Genomic DNA, 16172 nt, shown 5'->3' with positions numbered 1-16172 from the left:
GGTGTCTTATTTATACTTGTGTGAACTTCTTCCACTCAAAAAGAGCCCGCTCTAAAAGAAGCGGACTGACTTTATGTTCGTTTTAATGGCAATGTACAGCAGCGGAACGACCCTCCGGATTTGATGATTTCTGAAAGGTCTACAGGAATCACATGAAACCCATATTTCTCTAACTGTGTATTTAGTTGTTCGTTTTGAGGGAGGCTGATCACTTTACGGCTTCCAATGGAAAGAACGTTCGGACCCATGGTGAATTGCTCCTTTTTGGTGACTTCAATTACTTTGTATCGTGCAGAGATGGATTTCAAACTGTTTTTTGTAAAAGCAGGAGGATAAAGGATTGCAGTGGATTGATCGATTATGTTGAATACGCAGTCCAAATGAAGGATGTCTCCTCTCAAAGGGACAGGTATAACCTGAAGGTCAAGGAGACGTGATTGAAGTTCGCTTATGGATTTACCGGACGTCCTTTTTGTTTCACCGACCCAAACCGTGTTCCCGTCTACAACGATATCTCCGCCTTCAATCGATGAAGGGAGGTCCTCTTCTACCTCGATGTCATTCTCTCTCGCCCAGCTCTGGAGGACATCCGTTTCCTCTTTCCGTACCTTTTCACTCATAGAGCTGATAAACAGTCGATGATGAATGGTAAACCCGATATCTCTTGTAAACACCTGTTCATGAAGATCCGGCTGACTTGCAAGTTGTATGACTTCAATCTGGTGTTCTTCTAAAACCTGTACGAAATGTTCATGTTGCTGGAGAGCTGTTTTGATGTTTATGTTCTTGTTTTGGTAATGTTTTTGAGTTTCGTTGATGATGTCAGTAATTTTCATGTAAGAAGGTTTGGCGACTACGACTTTTTTCAACGGAGAATATTCGGTGTTACATTGAACACTGTTTTCCGAAGCTGTTCCGACCATGTTAGATCCTCCTTTTATTCATATCCCCTTTCTTCCCCGGAGTGTAGAGAATAAAACAAAAAAATTCCACGTGTAAAGTTACCTTTACGTAAAGGTAACTTTACTTTAAACTGTAACTAATTGGAGGGGTAATATGAAGAACCGGCTTATGGAGTTTAGAAAAAATCAGGGGTTATCACAGGACAAATTAGCTGAGATATTACAGGTATCCCGTCAGACGATTATATCCATTGAAAAAAACAGATATTCCCCATCTTTGCCGCTTGCATTTGAGATCGCGAGAGTATTTGGTGTTCGAATTGAAGATTTATTTATCTATGAATCAAGGGAGGGGGAATGAAGATGGATTACACTTCCAACGCTTTTAAAGTTATCGGAGTATTTTTCTTGCTATTGGCAGGTTTTTTAATTTTTGTGGGGACGATGGGTGGCGAATGGCCGTCTATGATGTGGACCATGGTTTCTTTAGGGATTTTATCTTTCAGCATGAGTTACTTATATCCTCAGTTCAAACAGAAGGATGAACGGATGAAGTGGATTAGGCATAAGGCTGTATTCTATTCTTTCTTCATCATGATGGGAATAATGGCTGTCTTTCATCTTATGATTGTGTTGCAGGTGGTCACATTAAGTGCTGTTGACCTACTCAGCATCCTGTTGTCGTTAAACATTGTGACGGTATTTTTAACGATGGTCATTTTAGCGAAAAGATATTAAGAAAATGGGGGATGGGCATTTTCTAGTTTTGTTGTTTTTGTTTAAGAGAATAGGTGAACCTTGTTTCGACATTTCCCGGGAAATGTCGGGGGTATTATTTGTTAAACGGGAGATCTGGAAAACATTTACATACGAAAAGACATATGCCGATACAGAATGATTTTTTGTGCATAGGGTATGTTGTAAGGGAACGAATTAGACAAGCATGGCATTGGCTTCATCCCGAGTTGTCAGGTATGATTTAATTATAATAAAGAATCGGGAGTGGTTGGGTTGGCAGGTGTATGGAACCGTTTGATAAAAAACGACCGACAACAGGAAATGTTTGAAAAGGCGGATCGGATCGCGGAGGAGGCGCGCAAACATATTCCAGAAACGGATCGTGATGCTTCTTTCTCTTATGAGACGTTAAAAGTCATTAAAGATGAGAAATACCCATCGATGTCCTTGCCGGAATCTGAAGGTGGAGAAGGATTATCGTTATACGAATTCTTGCTGATGCAGGAAAAAATTGCAGAAGGTGATGGAGCTGTCGCTTTGTCAATTGGATGGCACATGGGAATCATGATGGAACTTTCTCAGGAACAATTATGGGATCAGAAGTCTTATGATCGCCTTGTGCATGAAGTTGTTTCAGAACAAAAAGTGGTAAACAGGGCTGCGACAGAACCAGCAACCGGAAGTCCGACAAGGGGAGGAATACCGGAAACCAAAGCCGTTCGTCGTGGAGACGTGTACATTTTAAATGGAAGAAAATCATTCACCTCCATGGCTGAGCATTTGGATTATTACATTGTCTCAGCTTATATAGAAGACAAGGATACGGTTGGGTGGTTTTTGATTGACCGCCATCAGCCAGGGTTATCTGTTGATAAAACATGGGACACCCTTGGGATGAGAGGGACAGCAAGTGATGACCTTGTGATGGAGGATGTCGAGCTGCAGGAATCCGACCTTGTAGAACTGAAAAGTGGGAGCAAATCCTCGCCAAAGGGATGGCTCTTGCACATTCCAGCATGTTATTTAGGAATTGCCGTAGCCGCTCGTAATGATGCGATTGCTTTTGCAAAAGACTTTCAACCAAATAGTCTGGATACACCAATTTCTGAAGTGTCTCACATTCAAGACAAGATTGGTGAAATGGAGTGGAAATTGCTGCAGGCCCATTCGTTCTTATATTCAGTTGCAAGAAAATGGGATGAGGAACCAGAAGAACGGCAACAGATGGGGTCAGAACTTGCTGCTGTCAAGCTGGCAGTGACGAATACGGCTAATGAAGTCGTCGATCTAGCGATGCGAATTGCAGGGGGGCGTGGGTTATCCAAAGCCTATGCCTTTGAAAAATATTACCGTGATGTACGGGCGGGGTTGCATAACCCACCCATGGATGATGCGGTTGTGTCGATGCTTGCGAAACAAGCGATTGCGGAAGACCACTAAAAAACCAGAGCTTTTACAGCTCTGGTTTTTTCTATGATTAATCAGCGAGTAAGTCGGCGAAAGCTTTGGCATATGGAGGCAGGTCAGGCGGACGACGGGCAGAAACAATGTGTTCGTCTTGGACGACTGCTTCGTCGAACCATTCTGCACCAGCATTGATCATGTCGTCTTTAATTCCCGGTGTGCTCGTCACTTTCCGACCTTTCAGGATGTTGGCAGAGATAAGCACCCAGCCCGCATGACAGATCTGTCCGATTGGTTTGCGTTCATTATTCATGTGCTGGACCATTTCAATGACTTTATCAAAACGGCGGAGCTTATCGGGAGACCATCCCCCTGGTACAAGAATTCCATCGTAATCGGCTGGATTGATGTCCTCAAATGCATAATCCGCAGTAGCAGGGACTCCATATTTCCCTGGGTGTTCTTCACCTGCTTTTTCACCCACAAGGTGAACAGTTGCTCCTTCTTCCTGGAGACGGAGAACCGGATACCAAAGTTCAAGATCCTCAAAGTCTTTACTGACCAGTTGGATGACTTTCTTTCCTTCTAAACGCATATACAACCTCCTTGTCCTTTTCACTATCCCCATTTTATCAGATGGCTACACCTCTTTCGAATCTTTGGAAACGGCGAGAACCCACCAAATAAGCAAAGGTTGGAAGAGGAGGCGGATCCATAAAGCAGTCTGATTTGTTTCTTCGCTCCAAGGAGCTGGAATTCCATAAATAGCCGCATAAAAATTAGCAGGCCAGACGATGAATAGAAAAGCAGCCGTAGCGAACCCAGCCGCTCTCCGCGTTTGAGGAAAAACAAGCAGAAGGGCAAGGAGCCATTCCGTGATTCCTGTCACATATACAATGATTAATTTAAGTGGTACCCAGGAGGGAAGCATCCGGGCAAAGCCGTGGTCATACATGAAATGGGTGACTCCTGCGTAAAACAGAGCGATAGCAAATACATAAAGTCCGATTTGGCGTGCAATCTTCATAACAACGTCCATCCTTTCTTTCGTTTATCCATCCTATAAAATAGTTGCGTAAGAGCTCCCGGTTGTGGAAAACTCCGTTTCGAGATAACCGTGGTTCGTTTGCCGTAGTCAGGGGTGATAGGAAAGCGAGCTATTCCCCGCAGCCCCGCCCACTCAATAAAAGTCTCGAAACTAAGTCTTCAAGTATCCAGCCATATAATTAAATAACTTTAAAAAGAAATGTTGCGGTGAGTATGAAACTTTTTCTATCCCTCGTACGTCTATTATGACAACCCGCGTATCTATGCGTAGGGTATAATAGATGGGAGGTTCCGCATAACGTAAGGGGGAATCTACCATTTTACAAGGGGTCGAGAACATGAAAACACGTGTCAGTCTATGGATGTTGATCGTCGTTTTGTTTGCAGCGTTTGCATTACCTTTGAACATTTCTGCTTCGACAGGGGACCAAGGCATTAATGAAAAGTTAGGTCTGCCTATCGTCGTTTATGGAGAAGCCTTGTCTGAAGCACAGAAAGCGGAAGTGTCTGATCTGCTTGAAGTCAACCAGCATGAACAGGTTGATGAGTTTACGGTCAATGGCCAGGATCTTGCCAATTATATCGGGGGCAACCCGAATTCGAATATGTACTCATCTGTCAAAATCATTCACCAGGATAATGCAGAAGGGTTGAATATTGAGATCGTAACACCTGATAACATAACACAGGTAACGAAAGAAATGTACACAAACGCATTGCTGACCGCCGGTGTGGAGAATGCGGATGTGCTTGTTGCTTCCTCTGTCAAAGTCAGTGGCCACTCTGCGCTTACAGGCATCTATAAAGCTTACGATGCTAAAGGGGTGAAGCTTGATGAAGAACGAATGAAAGTCGCGAGTGATGAGCTTGATATTGCAACAGATATCGCGGAAGAGGAAGGTGTCGATCGGGATAAAATCAGTGAACTTTTAACCGAAATCAAGAAGCAGATCGCTGAGCAGGATCCTGCGACACGCGAAGAAGTGGAACAGATCGTCCAAGATCAACTGCAATCCTTGAACATTGAACTGAGTGAAGAAGACCGTCAGCGTTTGATTGATTTGTTTGATCAGATGCGAAATTTGAATATCAACTTCGATCAGGTTCAGAACCAGTTGGAAGACCTGACAGGAAGTATTCAGGATTTAATTAATGACGATGGGTTTTGGAACAACCTACGGAATGCCGTGCAGGACTTCTTTAAATCCTTAAGTAACTTCATCAATTCCCTTTTCAATTAGTGTGTTTTCTGATTTTTTAAAAGAACCTCCCGCTCCTTATCTGGAGGGGAGGTTCGTTTTAGTTAGCGATGGTTTTGGTGTCTTCAACAATTTGTTCAAACGGGACTTCTGTGTTCCCTTTATATTTCTTCACGACCATACCTTCTTCATTAATCAGATAAAAGGCTGTCCCATGAATGACCTGGTCATTCCCTTCCGTTTTTACTGCAGAAGTTTTGAAACTCTCTTGAGCGAACTTTGAAATTTCTTCTTGTGTATATTCGGTAATGAACGACCAGTTGCCATGATCGACCCCATATTTCTTGCCAAACTCTTTTAATACTTCAGGCGAGTCCACCGTTGGATCTACACTGAAGGATACAATTTCAGCATCGACGCTTTCTTCTTTTAACTGCTCTTGAATTTTTACCATATTACGGGTCATGGGCGGACAGACCGTATTGCAGTTAGTAAAGATGAAATTCGCTAGCCACACTTCTCCTTCCATATCATCGGTGGAAAAGCTTTCTCCCTCTTGTGTCGTTCCTTCAAAAGACTGGACTTCCCAATCCAGCGTATTCTCAAGTTCATTCGATCCGCAAGCCGCCAAGAAGACGACCGTTCCTGCGAATAGGCTAAGTAATAGAAAACGTTTCATCTTGTTTCCCCTTCCGGACATAATGATACAGGTCTAGTTTACGCCTGCACGTGAGTAAGGTCAATCGAACCTTAATATATTCGGTAAATGGACATAATTTCAGTCCCTATGGGAATGCTAAGGTCCATGAATGATCGGTTAGGGGATGAAGAGCCATGCCTTATTTCTCAGAAAAATCCGGGGCGCAATTATTTTATGATGATCGAGGGAATGGGGAAGCCATCGTTTTTATCCATCCTCCTGGAATGGGGAGGATGGTATTCAAGATGCAGCACTCCCTCGCAAGAAAGTTTCGTGTCATCTTTCCAGATCTCAGTGGGAACGGGGATTCTGAAGTGATTTCTCATGCGCCTGATGTATCCATGTACGCAAGGGAGATCGTCCAGCTCATCGATCATTTGAATATCGAACAAATTGTGGTCGTTGGATATTCATGTGGAGGGATGATTGCCCATGAATTCGCACTTACCTTTCCTGAACGGACGAAAGCGGTCATTCTTGCTGGAGGTTTTCCAAAGGTGGCGACAGGCGGACTCCGGTTTGAGTTTTTAGGAGGGATGTACTGGGTAAATAAAAGTCCGGAAACGCTCGCCAAATTACTCAGCCATTCACATTTCAAAGATACTGAAATAAAACGTGAATTGAATGAACATATGGCGAAGTCTGATCCGGAATGTTGGTACACCTATTACAACCGTGCTCTTTCGTTTGATTGCAGCGGGCGGTTAGAAAGACTGACTCAACCTTTGTTGCTGGTGTATGGAAATAAAGAGTTCTGGATTAATGAACATTCTAAATACTATAGTGTTTGTCCTCATGTGAAAATGGAAGTTATTGAACATGCCTATCATCAGACTCCCGCTACCCATTATGACCGTTTCAATGACGCATTGATCCGTTTTGTTCATGAAGAAATATAAAAAAGCAGAGGAATGATTATCCTCTGCTTTTTCCTATTTGTTCAAGTCGAAGGTATGACCCAATTTGTGAGCGTACACCATCTTATTCACAGTAACGGTGATTTCCCTTGCGTTTTTAAGTTCTGGAGACTGGAAATGGATGTCTCCTCTCTTATCATGACCCCAAAGATTAGCATCTATAGTTTCGCCTTCATTGGTGACGACCTTTACAAATTTCTCCCGCTCTTCCTGGAGGCTGTTCATCGGTGCGAGTTGTGCCCCGACCACTTTTTCTTTTTGGTCCGGTTCTTGAGGTTCATACTTGAGTTGAAGATTCATATTGGTTCCGGAAAAAGAATCAACCTGCTCAAGGATGATATTGGTGTTGTGAGCTTCTCCCACCTTTTCATTCAGAACGACAGATTCGTTTGAGTGTTCTTTAAAAGGAGACATATCTACCGTGAACGAATATGGCGTAGCATCCTGGATTTGGAGGGAATCAAGTGTAAGGCTGACGGCTCCTTTCATTTGTACGGATACTGGTTGAAACCAGGCCTCATATACATTTTCTTCTCCGGTCTCATTTAGATAAAGGGTGACAGGGTGTTCAGAACCTTCCTCTGTTTTTATGGTTGCATGTACGGACTGGCCAAGTTCTCTTCCTTCTATCTCTATCTTCATTTTTACGTAGCTTGATGCAACGCCGATATTGACGGATGTCGGCTCCACCGTGACTACGTCATCGGAGTAAACTTCGTCTGGTGTATAACTTTGAAGCACATGTTCATCCCGATCGTGGACATAACGGACAGGCACCGCTTCGGTTTCAACTGTACGATGACCAATCCTCAGACTGAGTGATGTCAAAAATTCTTCATCGTAATCCTTAACATCATGGGGGTCAAAATTGTACCCCCATTTCTCCGTAATGGGAGGAATTTGTAGAAGACCGTACACTCGATTTTCAAACACAACCGTATCTCGGGGGTGAAGGGGTTGCGAATGCTGCTGGAACGATTGTTTGTCGCTCCCACTCATGGATTCAATGTGTACGCTCTCTACAGATGGTGGCTGAATGAGGTACTTGGCTTCTTCATCATCGTCATCTTTTCTCGTTAATGCAGAAAGGTCGATGCTGTACAACACATGGATGGTCGGTCCGCTGTGCCACACCTCGTTGATCTGCATCCGCCCGTCTTTATCAGGAATCGGAGTAGATTCCTGAGGTCGGACGGTTAACCCCTTTTCCCTTGCTATTGATAAACCGTGAATGCGTTCTTCATAAAACTCATTGACCTGTTCAAATGTATCAACTTCACGCCATTGAAGAGGGAATTCCTCGAGGTCCACCGATTTTGCTTTTCTCATGGGTTTAGAATCTGTAGTCAAAGCCAACTTTTCTTCGCTGTTGCCTGTGTAAACATAAGCTCCTATAGCTAAAACCATCAAAGAAACAACGATTAAAATCCACTTGCTCTTGTTGGTGCCTTTCTTCATATGTAAATAACCCTTTCTTTTGGTGTTTGGTGCTAAACTCCTTCATTAAATCTCCATCCTGATTTTCTTGAACATTCGGTTTTGAGATAACCGGGGTTCGTTTGCCATATTGAGTGTCAGGGGTGGTTGGGAAGCCGCTCGCTTTCCTGCGGGGATGACGGAGAGCCTCCTCGAGCTAAAGCTCTGCGGGGTCTCTCCAGCCCATCCATTCCCGCGGGAGTCTCCCAGCTTCCCAACCACCCCGTTCGATGTAAGAGAAAAACGCCCCCCTCTACCAAGAAGGATTGCTTTCCACAATCACTGTATAAAGCGCATTCCATCAAGGTTTTAGACTTAGAATGCTGGTTATGAAGACAATTACTACCCACTTTCAATAAGTGTAGGTGTTGATTATCCAGTAATAATTTCGAGAACCTTTTATGGTAAAGGGGCGGAGGGGAATGGCGAGACTCCTGCGGGAAAAGAGTGCTTGGTGAGACCCCACAAGACGAAGTCCGAGGAGGCTCAACAGAATAGAGGAAGTTCGATTAAGTTCGGCACGTCCTGGGTCAACATCGAACGACCCCACTTCGTGTGGGGCCCCGCGGAAAGCGAGTCATTCCCCGCAGCCCCATGTACTCAATAAACATCTCGAAAATCGGGTCTTACACATTCCTGGCATATTCTTTAATAAACTATATTAAAAGTCACGAGTTATGGAGATTATTGTAAAGATTTGTAGGTGTACCACTCATATGATAACAGAATTTTCGGTCATTAAGGGAGGGAAGCATTAAAAAAGTGATCTCGCATTTGAGATCACTTTCTTAATCTTCATCGTCGGAATAGTGGTGGTAGAGAGCTTCGCTTTCAGAGTGGACTTCCTCATCATCGGCTTGATGGGAGAAGGATTGGTTGTAGCTCAACTTTCGGTTGAACACTTGGGCCATTTCATTGGTCTGCTCGACAGTACCTCGTCTTTGTTTTTTCTGCTTCATAAAAACTTCCTCCTTTTTAGGTAGTTTTCCTCGTGAAAAAAGGATTAAACTTTAGTTCTAATTTTCCGATATTTAGGAAGGAGAGAATAAAATTTTTAGAGTAGGTGAACGGAATGGCTCGGATAATCGAACATCCTTGGGATACACTTAAGCAGCTTTCCATCCCTATATGGTTCTTTGATATTGAAAAAGAAAACATCTATGTGAGTGAAAGGTTGAAAGATCAATGGAAGCTGGATTCATCTGTTTTGAACCGGCATGATTTAATGAAACTCATACATAAAGATGATATAGCATATCTGGACCATCCTGCGATGACGAAAGACAATCGTCATTTTTTTTATATGAATTATCGTTTGTTGAACAATGGACAGTACGAATGGGTGAAGGATATCGTCACGCCTTTTTTTAATGAGGATGGAAAAATCATGGGGTACACAGGCATGAGTGCACCTGATGCTGCTTACATTGAAGAGTTGGGCCGCATAAAAAAAGCGGTCGTGGAGATCGGTGATGCTTTCCTTTCCTATAATGGACAAGAATTTTTTGATTTTCTTGTTGAGTATTTATCCTCTGTCCTTGGTGTAGACACTGTGTTGGTCGGAGAATTGACTGGAGAAGCGAAGGTTGAAGTGACTGCTATCTCCTTGTCCCACAAAGGGGAAATAAGTTCTGGGCTGCAATACGCGTTAAAAGGCACGCCTTGTGAGCAAGTAGTGATGACTCATGAATGTTATTATCCTAATGATGTAGGGAGACTTTTTCCTGAAGATATCACAATCAAGGAGTACGGAGTAGAGAGTTACCTCGGGAAAGCTTTGCTTAACTCAGATGGTGAAGTGATCGGAATCCTTGCGATCATGGATAACCGGACACAAACGAGCGGTCCATTAAGCAAGGCTCTTTTTCAGATTTTTGCTGATCGGACAGCGAATGAGCTTTCCCGAATGCAAGCGGAAAAGAAGCTTGAGATGTTATCTCAATACGATCCTTTGACAGGTCTTGTCACGCGTAGCTATCTGTCGGGAATCCTTGAAGAAAGGATTCAGTCCACGGATGAAAAGGAGAACAACATTGCTCTCTTACTCATTGATATTGACAATTTTAAAATGATCAATGATTCATGGGGACATACCAAAGGGGATGAGCTGCTCCGTCAGTTCTCCCGTTACTTGAGGCAGACATTCGCTCAGCATGATGCGGTGATTTCCAGGATTAGCAGTGATGAATTTCTGGTCCTTCTCATACATGTCCAAAGCATTGAAGAGCTAGAGGGAGTCAGTGACCACGTCATACATTCAATGAGGCGCCCTTTTCTTATTGGAGAAAAAGAGTTCTACAATACGGTGAGTATTGGTGTCACGTTCACCCCGGCGCGTCTCCGAGATCATTACAGTGGAGAAACACTTTTACGCCATGCGGATGCAGCGATGCATAAAGCGAAGAGAAGCGGAAAAAACCGCTATGCGGTTTATGAAGAAAAGATGAGTGAGCAGATGAGAGAAGAGCTCCATTTGAAGCAATCGCTCCATCATGCTCTTGATAAAAATCAGTTTGAGCTTCATTATCAACCTCAAGTATGCGGGCGAACGTCGCAGGTGATCGGGTACGAATCACTCATTCGCTGGAATCATCCAGATTACGGTTTGTTATCTCCCCATTATTTCATCAGTCTGGCTGAAGAGTCTGGGATGATTATAGAAATCGGGGAATGGGTGTTGAAGGAAGCCTGTCAACAAACAAAAAGGTGGCAGGTGGAAGATCATAGACCGGATTTAAAAATTTCGGTGAACTTGTCTGCTCAGCAGTTTAAGGATCTGAATCTTCCAAGGAAAGTTCTTAAAGCCCTCAAAGATTCAGGGCTTCCTCCTGACAGCTTGATCCTGGAAATTACGGAAACGATGGTCCTTCAAGATTTCGACCGTAGCACAGACACATTGAACGGTTTGCGGGAAAAAGGGATCAAAATTCATTTGGATGACTTTGGTGTCGGTTTTTCTTCCCTCAGTTATTTGAACCGTCTGCCTGTAGATGCGATAAAAATCGATCGATCATTCATCAATCAAATTGGTGACCGAGGGGAAGAGGTGCCAATCGTTAATGCCATCATCAGTATGGCGAAAAGTCTTGGCCTGCAAGTCATTGCTGAAGGTGTGGAAACAAGTGAACATATTGCATACCTAAAACAAAAAGGCTGCTATGAATATCAAGGCTATTACTTCAGTAAACCTGTTCCGGCGAGTCTTGTGAGTAACTAATAAGGAGGCAGAGGTATATTCTTTTCGCTTCCTGCTTTTTTGTTATTATTTAGTGGAATCACCTACTTCCATAGAGTAAGCAAGGAGAAGAAAAATTGGAGAAGTTTAGGGGTTGGAATCATTGCTACTACAATCATTCTCGAGTCTTCATCGTTATCCGTGGATTTTTTGATGGTATAAATCAAGGATTCTAATATTAGCAATATCCACAACAGGGGTTGTTTCGGGCTCAGAGTGACACGCTCTGAGCTATTTTTGTTCTATGAGGTCATTTTTGGAGGAGGGAATACGTATGGCAGAAATGTTAACGATTTTTGATGAACATGAGCGTCCGATTGGAATTAAGGAAAGGGAGCGAGTACATAAGGACGGGGATTGGCACGAAACGTTCCATTGTTGGATGTTCCACAAGGAAGCTGAAACGACCCATGTATTGCTTCAACAAAGAGCGGATCACAAGAAAGACTTCCCGAGTTTGCTTGATATTACCGCTGCGGGACATATAGAAGCGGGAGAGGATGTGCTTTGGGCTGGTGTCAGGGAAATTGAGGAAGAAGTCGGTTTGACGGTGGTGCCTGACGATTTAATCCACCAAGGTGATTATAAGGAAGAACTGAAGGAAGGGGCGTCTCTCATAGACAGGGAGATCTGCCGCATTTATCTTCTTCCTTGGACCAAAGACATGGTCTTTAAAATCGGAGAAGAGGTGAAGGACATCATTTCTGTGTCACTGGCTGATATGGAAAGTTTGACGGATAAACAACAAATCGTGAAGGGGGTCTCTATTCTTAGTGGTGATGAGAAAGTAGTGACTCATAAAAATCTTGTCCCTCATGAGAAAGGATACGAGCGGTACATTTTTCAAGCCATCCGTGAATATGTCGCAAAACTTTGACAATATTCCAGCTTGTTCTATATAATTTCTGATTAAGTGATAGAGAGAGGAGACGAACGATGACGAATACATCTTTTGATACGAAAATCGTGCACCATAAGGCGGATCAACGTCTTGTCCCGAATAGCAAGAGTACACCGATTTACCAGACGTCCGCTTTTACATTTAAAGATTTAGATCACTTGGAAAGTTATTATGAGGGAAACAGCCCATATTTATATACACGAGAGAGGAACCCCAATACAGATGAACTTGCGGGTACCGTTGCGGAATTGGAAGAAGCACCAGCCGGAGTGGCGTCTTCATCCGGAATGTCAGCCATCCTTGCAGGCATCCTTGCAGTGGCAAAGCCTGGGGATCATATCGTTGCCGCAGAGGATGTTTATGGAGGTTCACACAAGCTGATCACTAAAGAGCTGGCCACGTTCGGTATTGATGTAACGATGGTTTCTTTTTCAAATCTGGAAGAGGTTTCAGAGGCGATCACCCCTGAAACGAAACTTCTCTATACGGAATCGATCTCAAATCCTTTTTTACGGGTGGAAGATTTAGAAGGATTAGTCGCTCTTGCCCGTAAAAAGAATGTGAAGACGATGGTTGATAATACATTCGCCACCCCATACTTATTGCAGCCCTACACGCATGGTGTCGATCTTGTCGTCCATAGTGGGACGAAGTATATTGGAGGTCACAGTGACGTAACGTGCGGGGTGTTGGTCGGCAAGGAGGAATTGGTTCAGGCGGCTACCCAGAAGATTGTCACGTTTGGTGCGAATCTCAGTCCGTTTGAAGCATGGCTTACTCAACGCGGAGCCAAAACTTTAGGTCTTAGGATGAATAAACAATCTTATAATGCAAAACAAGTAGCAACAGCCCTTGAAAATCATCATGCGGTCCGCACGGTCTATTATCCTGAAAAGGTTTCGGAAAGAGGGAATGGAGCTATTGTGACCATCGAGCTTAATGATTCGATTGACATAGAGGCGTTTTTCCGGTCGCTCGGATGGGTGAAGATTGCTCCTACGCTCGCGGGAGTAGAAACGACGGTTTCTTATCCTATTCGTACGTCTCATCGTGCGTTATCGAATGCTGAACGTGAGAATATCGGCATCAATGATTATGTGATTCGATTGTCTATCGGGATTGAAGACCATGAAGATATTATAGAGCAGCTGACAAAAGCAATCACAGAATCGGAGAATTAAATTTTCTAAAATGATTGACTTTTCTGATTGTTGTTCGTTATAATTCTCAACATAATCAATCAACTGCATACCACTCTTATCAAGAGAGGCTGAGGGAATAGGCCCTGTGAAGCCCGGCAACCTTCAAACATCGGTTTGAAAAGGTGCCACGTCCTACAGATCATGACGATCTGACAGATAAGAGGAGGAATTGAAATGACAAACCCTCTTCTTATTTGGAAGAGGGTTTTTTGCTGTTCAGAAAAAGATCCATGGACGATTCGTACAATTAAAGCCAACTATCTCTATAAGAATAGATAACTTTTTGAGGAGGAAGTAATCATGACGAATTCATTTGAAAGCTATGATGTAGATACGATTTCTTTACACGGAGGACAGTCGCCGGATCCGACAACAGGTTCTCGTGCTGTGCCGATTTACCAAACGACCTCCTATGTCTTTCATGACACAGAACATGCCCAGAGCCTTTTTTCACTTGATGAGCCTGGAAATATTTATTCGCGAATTGGAAATCCGACCGTGGATGTTTTTGAAAAAAGGATGGCCCTCTTGGAAGGTGGGGTTGCTTCTGTTGCGACGGCTTCCGGGATGTCGGCCATTGCTTTATCTATTTTGAACATTGCAGGGTCCGGGGATGAAGTGGTTGCCGCAGCGAACCTTTATGGTGGAACTTACAATTTATTTGCTAACACTTTACCGCGATATGGCATTAAGGTTCATTTTGTCGACCCAGAGGATCCTGAAAACTTCCGCAAAGCCATTACAGACCGAACAAAAGCGGTCTTCGCTGAAACGATCGGAAACCCAAGCCTTCACGTGCTGGATATTGAAAAAGTAGCGGCTGTTGCTCATGATCATGACCTTCCCCTTCTGATCGACAATACATTCGCTACCCCTTATACTTGCCGGCCCATTGAGCACGGAGCCGACATCGTCATTCACTCCGCAACGAAATGGATTGGTGGCCACGGGACGGCCATCGGAGGAGTTGTTGTAGACGGAGGACAATTCAATTGGGGGAACGGCAAGTATCCGGTTTTCACAGAGCCTGATAGCAGTTATAACGGAATCGTTTACACCGCAGACTTCGGGACGCTTGCTTATATTACGAAGCTGCGTGTCCAGTTGCTTCGTGATTTTGGTTCGTGTTTGAGCCCACAGAATGCTTTCTTGTTATTGCAAGGGTTGGAGACGCTGCACTTACGTGTTGCCCGGCATGGAGACAACGCCCATGAAATTGCGGAATACTTACAAGGTCATCCTGATGTGGAATGGGTTTCGTATCCGGGGTTGTCCTCACATCCCGCTCATGAACTAGCCAACCGTTACCTTAATGGAGGATATGGTTCGATTGTTAACTTTGGTATTAAAGGCGGACGGGAATCCGGGAGAAAAGTGATCAATAATGTATCGCTCTGGTCTCATGTAGCAAACGTCGGTGATGCGAAATCATTGATCATCCATCCCGCTTCCACGACACACCAGCAATTATCTGTCGAAGATCTTGCTGCCAGTGGGGTGACAGAGGAATTGATCCGCTTATCCATAGGACTTGAGTCGAGCAAAGATTTGATCAACGACCTTGATCGTGCCATTGCGAAAGCAACAGGAAGAGAAACGGAACAAACAGCGATTACTGAAAATGATGAAGGTGTGATCAAGTGGGCCTTGAGTTCCTCTAAAACCCAAGAAGGTGGGGGAACGCGTCCGAAACGTTTGGCGGTTGTAGGGTTGAGTGGAAAGCCTTCACGTCCAAGCCATCGTCTAGCAAGAAAAATGCAGAGGATGGGATACCAAATCGTCCCCGTAAATCCAAGAGAAACAGAAGTCCTTGGAGAAAAAGCGTATCCAGACCTTAAATCGATTCCATTTAAAATTGATGTCGTTCAAGTGTTCCGCAGTCCGGAAGCTGCCATTGAGATTGCTAAGGAAGCAGCAGGTATCCGGCCGGACGTTTTTTGGCTGCAAGAAGGTGTCATCGCACCGAAGGCGGCCCAAATCGCAAGTGAAGCAGGGCTTGAAGTCGTTCATAACCGGTGTACGTACAAAGAGGCCCAGCGGTTGCGGGGATCCATCGATACGTATGCGTGTGAAATTTAATAAGCAAAAGAGCTCATTGTTATAGGGAGTTAGTTTTGCGGGGAAATAGAAGAAGCAGGAAGGTAGCTGATTCTTTATAAAAAACGGCCGTCAAACTGGTGGCCGTTTTTTTATGCAACCGGATAATAGTATATGCATGGACATATGGGAATTCATGAATATGTAATAAATTCTAAACATTCTCATAATCTAGCAATAACTATGGATCACGCGGTTTCAAAGGCTATTGAAAGTTATGCAGCACCATTTGGTACATCGTTGTATATGAAACTACCAGCAAATTCTATTCAATTTTCAATCACTCTATGATATAATTTATAAAGCACATGAACACCTGTGTTGGCTGCAACCATCTTTGTTGAGCCTGTAACA

General features: G+C 43.8%; 15 protein-coding genes and 1 riboswitch. Of the genes, 9 read left to right on the top strand and 6 right to left on the bottom strand.

Annotation, left to right across the window (positions count from 1 at the left end; all coding sequences use genetic code 11):
- Positions 1 to 71: 71 nt before the first annotated feature.
- Positions 72 to 923, bottom strand: a complete 852-nt coding sequence (locus LC065_RS03140) for a dimethylarginine dimethylaminohydrolase family protein (protein WP_226594338.1) — start codon at positions 921 to 923, stop codon at positions 72 to 74.
- A gap of 133 nt (positions 924 to 1056) precedes the next feature.
- On the opposite strand from LC065_RS03140, the gene LC065_RS03135 reads away from it, so the two are divergent.
- The 3 genes from LC065_RS03135 (at position 1057) to LC065_RS03125 (ending at position 3080) form a co-directional block, all read left to right on the top strand.
- A complete protein-coding gene (locus tag LC065_RS03135; RefSeq protein ID WP_226594335.1) occupies positions 1057 to 1263 on the top strand; it encodes a helix-turn-helix transcriptional regulator in 207 nt (68 codons plus the stop codon).
- A 2-nt stretch (positions 1264 to 1265) separates the two neighbouring features.
- On the top strand, positions 1266 to 1640 hold the full coding sequence (locus LC065_RS03130; RefSeq protein WP_226594332.1) for a permease: 375 nt from the start codon (positions 1266 to 1268) through the stop codon (positions 1638 to 1640).
- Positions 1641 to 1913: 273 nt separating this feature from the next.
- The gene (locus LC065_RS03125) at positions 1914 to 3080 is read left to right on the top strand and encodes an acyl-CoA dehydrogenase family protein (protein ID WP_226594329.1); all 1167 of its coding nucleotides are present in this window, start codon (positions 1914 to 1916) and stop codon (positions 3078 to 3080) included.
- A 37-nt stretch (positions 3081 to 3117) separates the two neighbouring features.
- Here LC065_RS03125 and LC065_RS03120 read toward each other — a convergent pair whose 3' ends face one another.
- The gene (locus LC065_RS03120; RefSeq protein WP_226594326.1) at positions 3118 to 3639 is read right to left on the bottom strand and encodes a type 1 glutamine amidotransferase domain-containing protein; all 522 of its coding nucleotides are present in this window, start codon (positions 3637 to 3639) and stop codon (positions 3118 to 3120) included.
- 45 nt (positions 3640 to 3684) lie between these two features.
- Entirely contained in the window at positions 3685 to 4071 is a 387-nt protein-coding gene (locus LC065_RS03115) for a DoxX family protein (protein WP_226594324.1), read from the bottom strand.
- Positions 4072 to 4429: 358 nt separating this feature from the next.
- Here LC065_RS03115 and LC065_RS03110 point away from each other — a divergent pair, with 358 nt between their 5' ends.
- Positions 4430 to 5332, top strand: a complete 903-nt coding sequence (locus LC065_RS03110; RefSeq protein ID WP_226594322.1) for a DUF1002 domain-containing protein — start codon at positions 4430 to 4432, stop codon at positions 5330 to 5332.
- A gap of 58 nt (positions 5333 to 5390) precedes the next feature.
- On the opposite strand, the gene LC065_RS03105 is transcribed toward LC065_RS03110, so the two are convergent.
- Complete coding sequence (locus tag LC065_RS03105) at positions 5391 to 5969, bottom strand: SCO family protein (protein WP_226594320.1); 579 nt, start codon at positions 5967 to 5969, stop codon at positions 5391 to 5393.
- 155 nt (positions 5970 to 6124) lie between these two features.
- Between LC065_RS03105 and LC065_RS03100 the strand changes: the two genes are divergently transcribed.
- On the top strand, positions 6125 to 6889 hold the full coding sequence (locus LC065_RS03100; protein WP_306163751.1) for an alpha/beta fold hydrolase: 765 nt from the start codon (positions 6125 to 6127) through the stop codon (positions 6887 to 6889).
- A 33-nt stretch (positions 6890 to 6922) separates the two neighbouring features.
- On the opposite strand, the gene LC065_RS03095 is transcribed toward LC065_RS03100, so the two are convergent.
- Both LC065_RS03095 and LC065_RS03090 read right to left on the bottom strand, forming a co-directional pair.
- Positions 6923 to 8365, bottom strand: a complete 1443-nt coding sequence (locus LC065_RS03095) for a hypothetical protein (protein ID WP_226594315.1) — start codon at positions 8363 to 8365, stop codon at positions 6923 to 6925.
- Between the two features lie 806 nt (positions 8366 to 9171).
- Positions 9172 to 9342, bottom strand: coding sequence for a hypothetical protein (locus LC065_RS03090; protein WP_226594313.1), 171 nt, complete (start codon positions 9340 to 9342; stop codon positions 9172 to 9174).
- 113 nt (positions 9343 to 9455) lie between these two features.
- Between LC065_RS03090 and LC065_RS03085 the strand changes: the two genes are divergently transcribed.
- The 4 genes from LC065_RS03085 (at position 9456) to LC065_RS03070 (ending at position 15800) form a co-directional block, all read left to right on the top strand.
- A complete protein-coding gene (locus tag LC065_RS03085) occupies positions 9456 to 11600 on the top strand; it encodes a bifunctional diguanylate cyclase/phosphodiesterase (RefSeq protein WP_226594311.1) in 2145 nt (714 codons plus the stop codon).
- A gap of 292 nt (positions 11601 to 11892) precedes the next feature.
- Positions 11893 to 12495, top strand: coding sequence for an NUDIX hydrolase (locus LC065_RS03080; RefSeq protein ID WP_226594310.1), 603 nt, complete (start codon positions 11893 to 11895; stop codon positions 12493 to 12495).
- A gap of 59 nt (positions 12496 to 12554) precedes the next feature.
- Positions 12555 to 13700, top strand: coding sequence for a trans-sulfuration enzyme family protein (locus LC065_RS03075; protein ID WP_226594308.1), 1146 nt, complete (start codon positions 12555 to 12557; stop codon positions 13698 to 13700).
- Between the two features lie 73 nt (positions 13701 to 13773).
- A riboswitch (SAM riboswitch) is annotated at positions 13774 to 13884 on the top strand.
- 137 nt (positions 13885 to 14021) lie between these two features.
- Positions 14022 to 15800, top strand: coding sequence for a PLP-dependent aspartate aminotransferase family protein (locus LC065_RS03070; protein WP_306163750.1), 1779 nt, complete (start codon positions 14022 to 14024; stop codon positions 15798 to 15800).
- The last annotated feature ends 372 nt before the right edge of the window (positions 15801 to 16172 follow it).

Source organism: Halobacillus litoralis, from assembly GCF_020524085.2.
GTDB lineage: Bacteria > Bacillota > Bacilli > Bacillales > Halobacillaceae > Halobacillus > Halobacillus litoralis_E.
Note: the sequence above shows the minus strand (reverse complement) of the source record. Positions and strands in the feature narration are given on the sequence as shown.

What these genes read in the sequence shown, in the direction of transcription:
- LC065_RS03140 (WP_226594338.1), bottom strand. Translation starts at nt 923, where the DNA reads ATGGTCGGAACAGCTTCGGAAAACAGTGTTCAATGTAACACCGAATAT.
- LC065_RS03135 (WP_226594335.1), top strand. Translation starts at nt 1,057, where the DNA reads ATGAAGAACCGGCTTATGGAGTTTAGAAAAAATCAGGGGTTATCACAG.
- LC065_RS03130 (WP_226594332.1), top strand. Translation starts at nt 1,266, where the DNA reads ATGGATTACACTTCCAACGCTTTTAAAGTTATCGGAGTATTTTTCTTG.
- LC065_RS03120 (WP_226594326.1), bottom strand. Translation starts at nt 3,639, where the DNA reads ATGCGTTTAGAAGGAAAGAAAGTCATCCAACTGGTCAGTAAAGACTTT.
- LC065_RS03115 (WP_226594324.1), bottom strand. Translation starts at nt 4,071, where the DNA reads ATGAAGATTGCACGCCAAATCGGACTTTATGTATTTGCTATCGCTCTG.
- LC065_RS03110 (WP_226594322.1), top strand. Translation starts at nt 4,430, where the DNA reads ATGAAAACACGTGTCAGTCTATGGATGTTGATCGTCGTTTTGTTTGCA.
- LC065_RS03105 (WP_226594320.1), bottom strand. Translation starts at nt 5,969, where the DNA reads ATGAAACGTTTTCTATTACTTAGCCTATTCGCAGGAACGGTCGTCTTC.
- LC065_RS03100 (WP_306163751.1), top strand. Translation starts at nt 6,125, where the DNA reads ATGCCTTATTTCTCAGAAAAATCCGGGGCGCAATTATTTTATGATGAT.
- LC065_RS03095 (WP_226594315.1), bottom strand. Translation starts at nt 8,365, where the DNA reads ATGAAGAAAGGCACCAACAAGAGCAAGTGGATTTTAATCGTTGTTTCT.
- LC065_RS03090 (WP_226594313.1), bottom strand. Translation starts at nt 9,342, where the DNA reads ATGAAGCAGAAAAAACAAAGACGAGGTACTGTCGAGCAGACCAATGAA.
- LC065_RS03085 (WP_226594311.1), top strand. Translation starts at nt 9,456, where the DNA reads ATGGCTCGGATAATCGAACATCCTTGGGATACACTTAAGCAGCTTTCC.
- LC065_RS03080 (WP_226594310.1), top strand. Translation starts at nt 11,893, where the DNA reads ATGGCAGAAATGTTAACGATTTTTGATGAACATGAGCGTCCGATTGGA.
- LC065_RS03075 (WP_226594308.1), top strand. Translation starts at nt 12,555, where the DNA reads ATGACGAATACATCTTTTGATACGAAAATCGTGCACCATAAGGCGGAT.
- LC065_RS03070 (WP_306163750.1), top strand. Translation starts at nt 14,022, where the DNA reads ATGACGAATTCATTTGAAAGCTATGATGTAGATACGATTTCTTTACAC.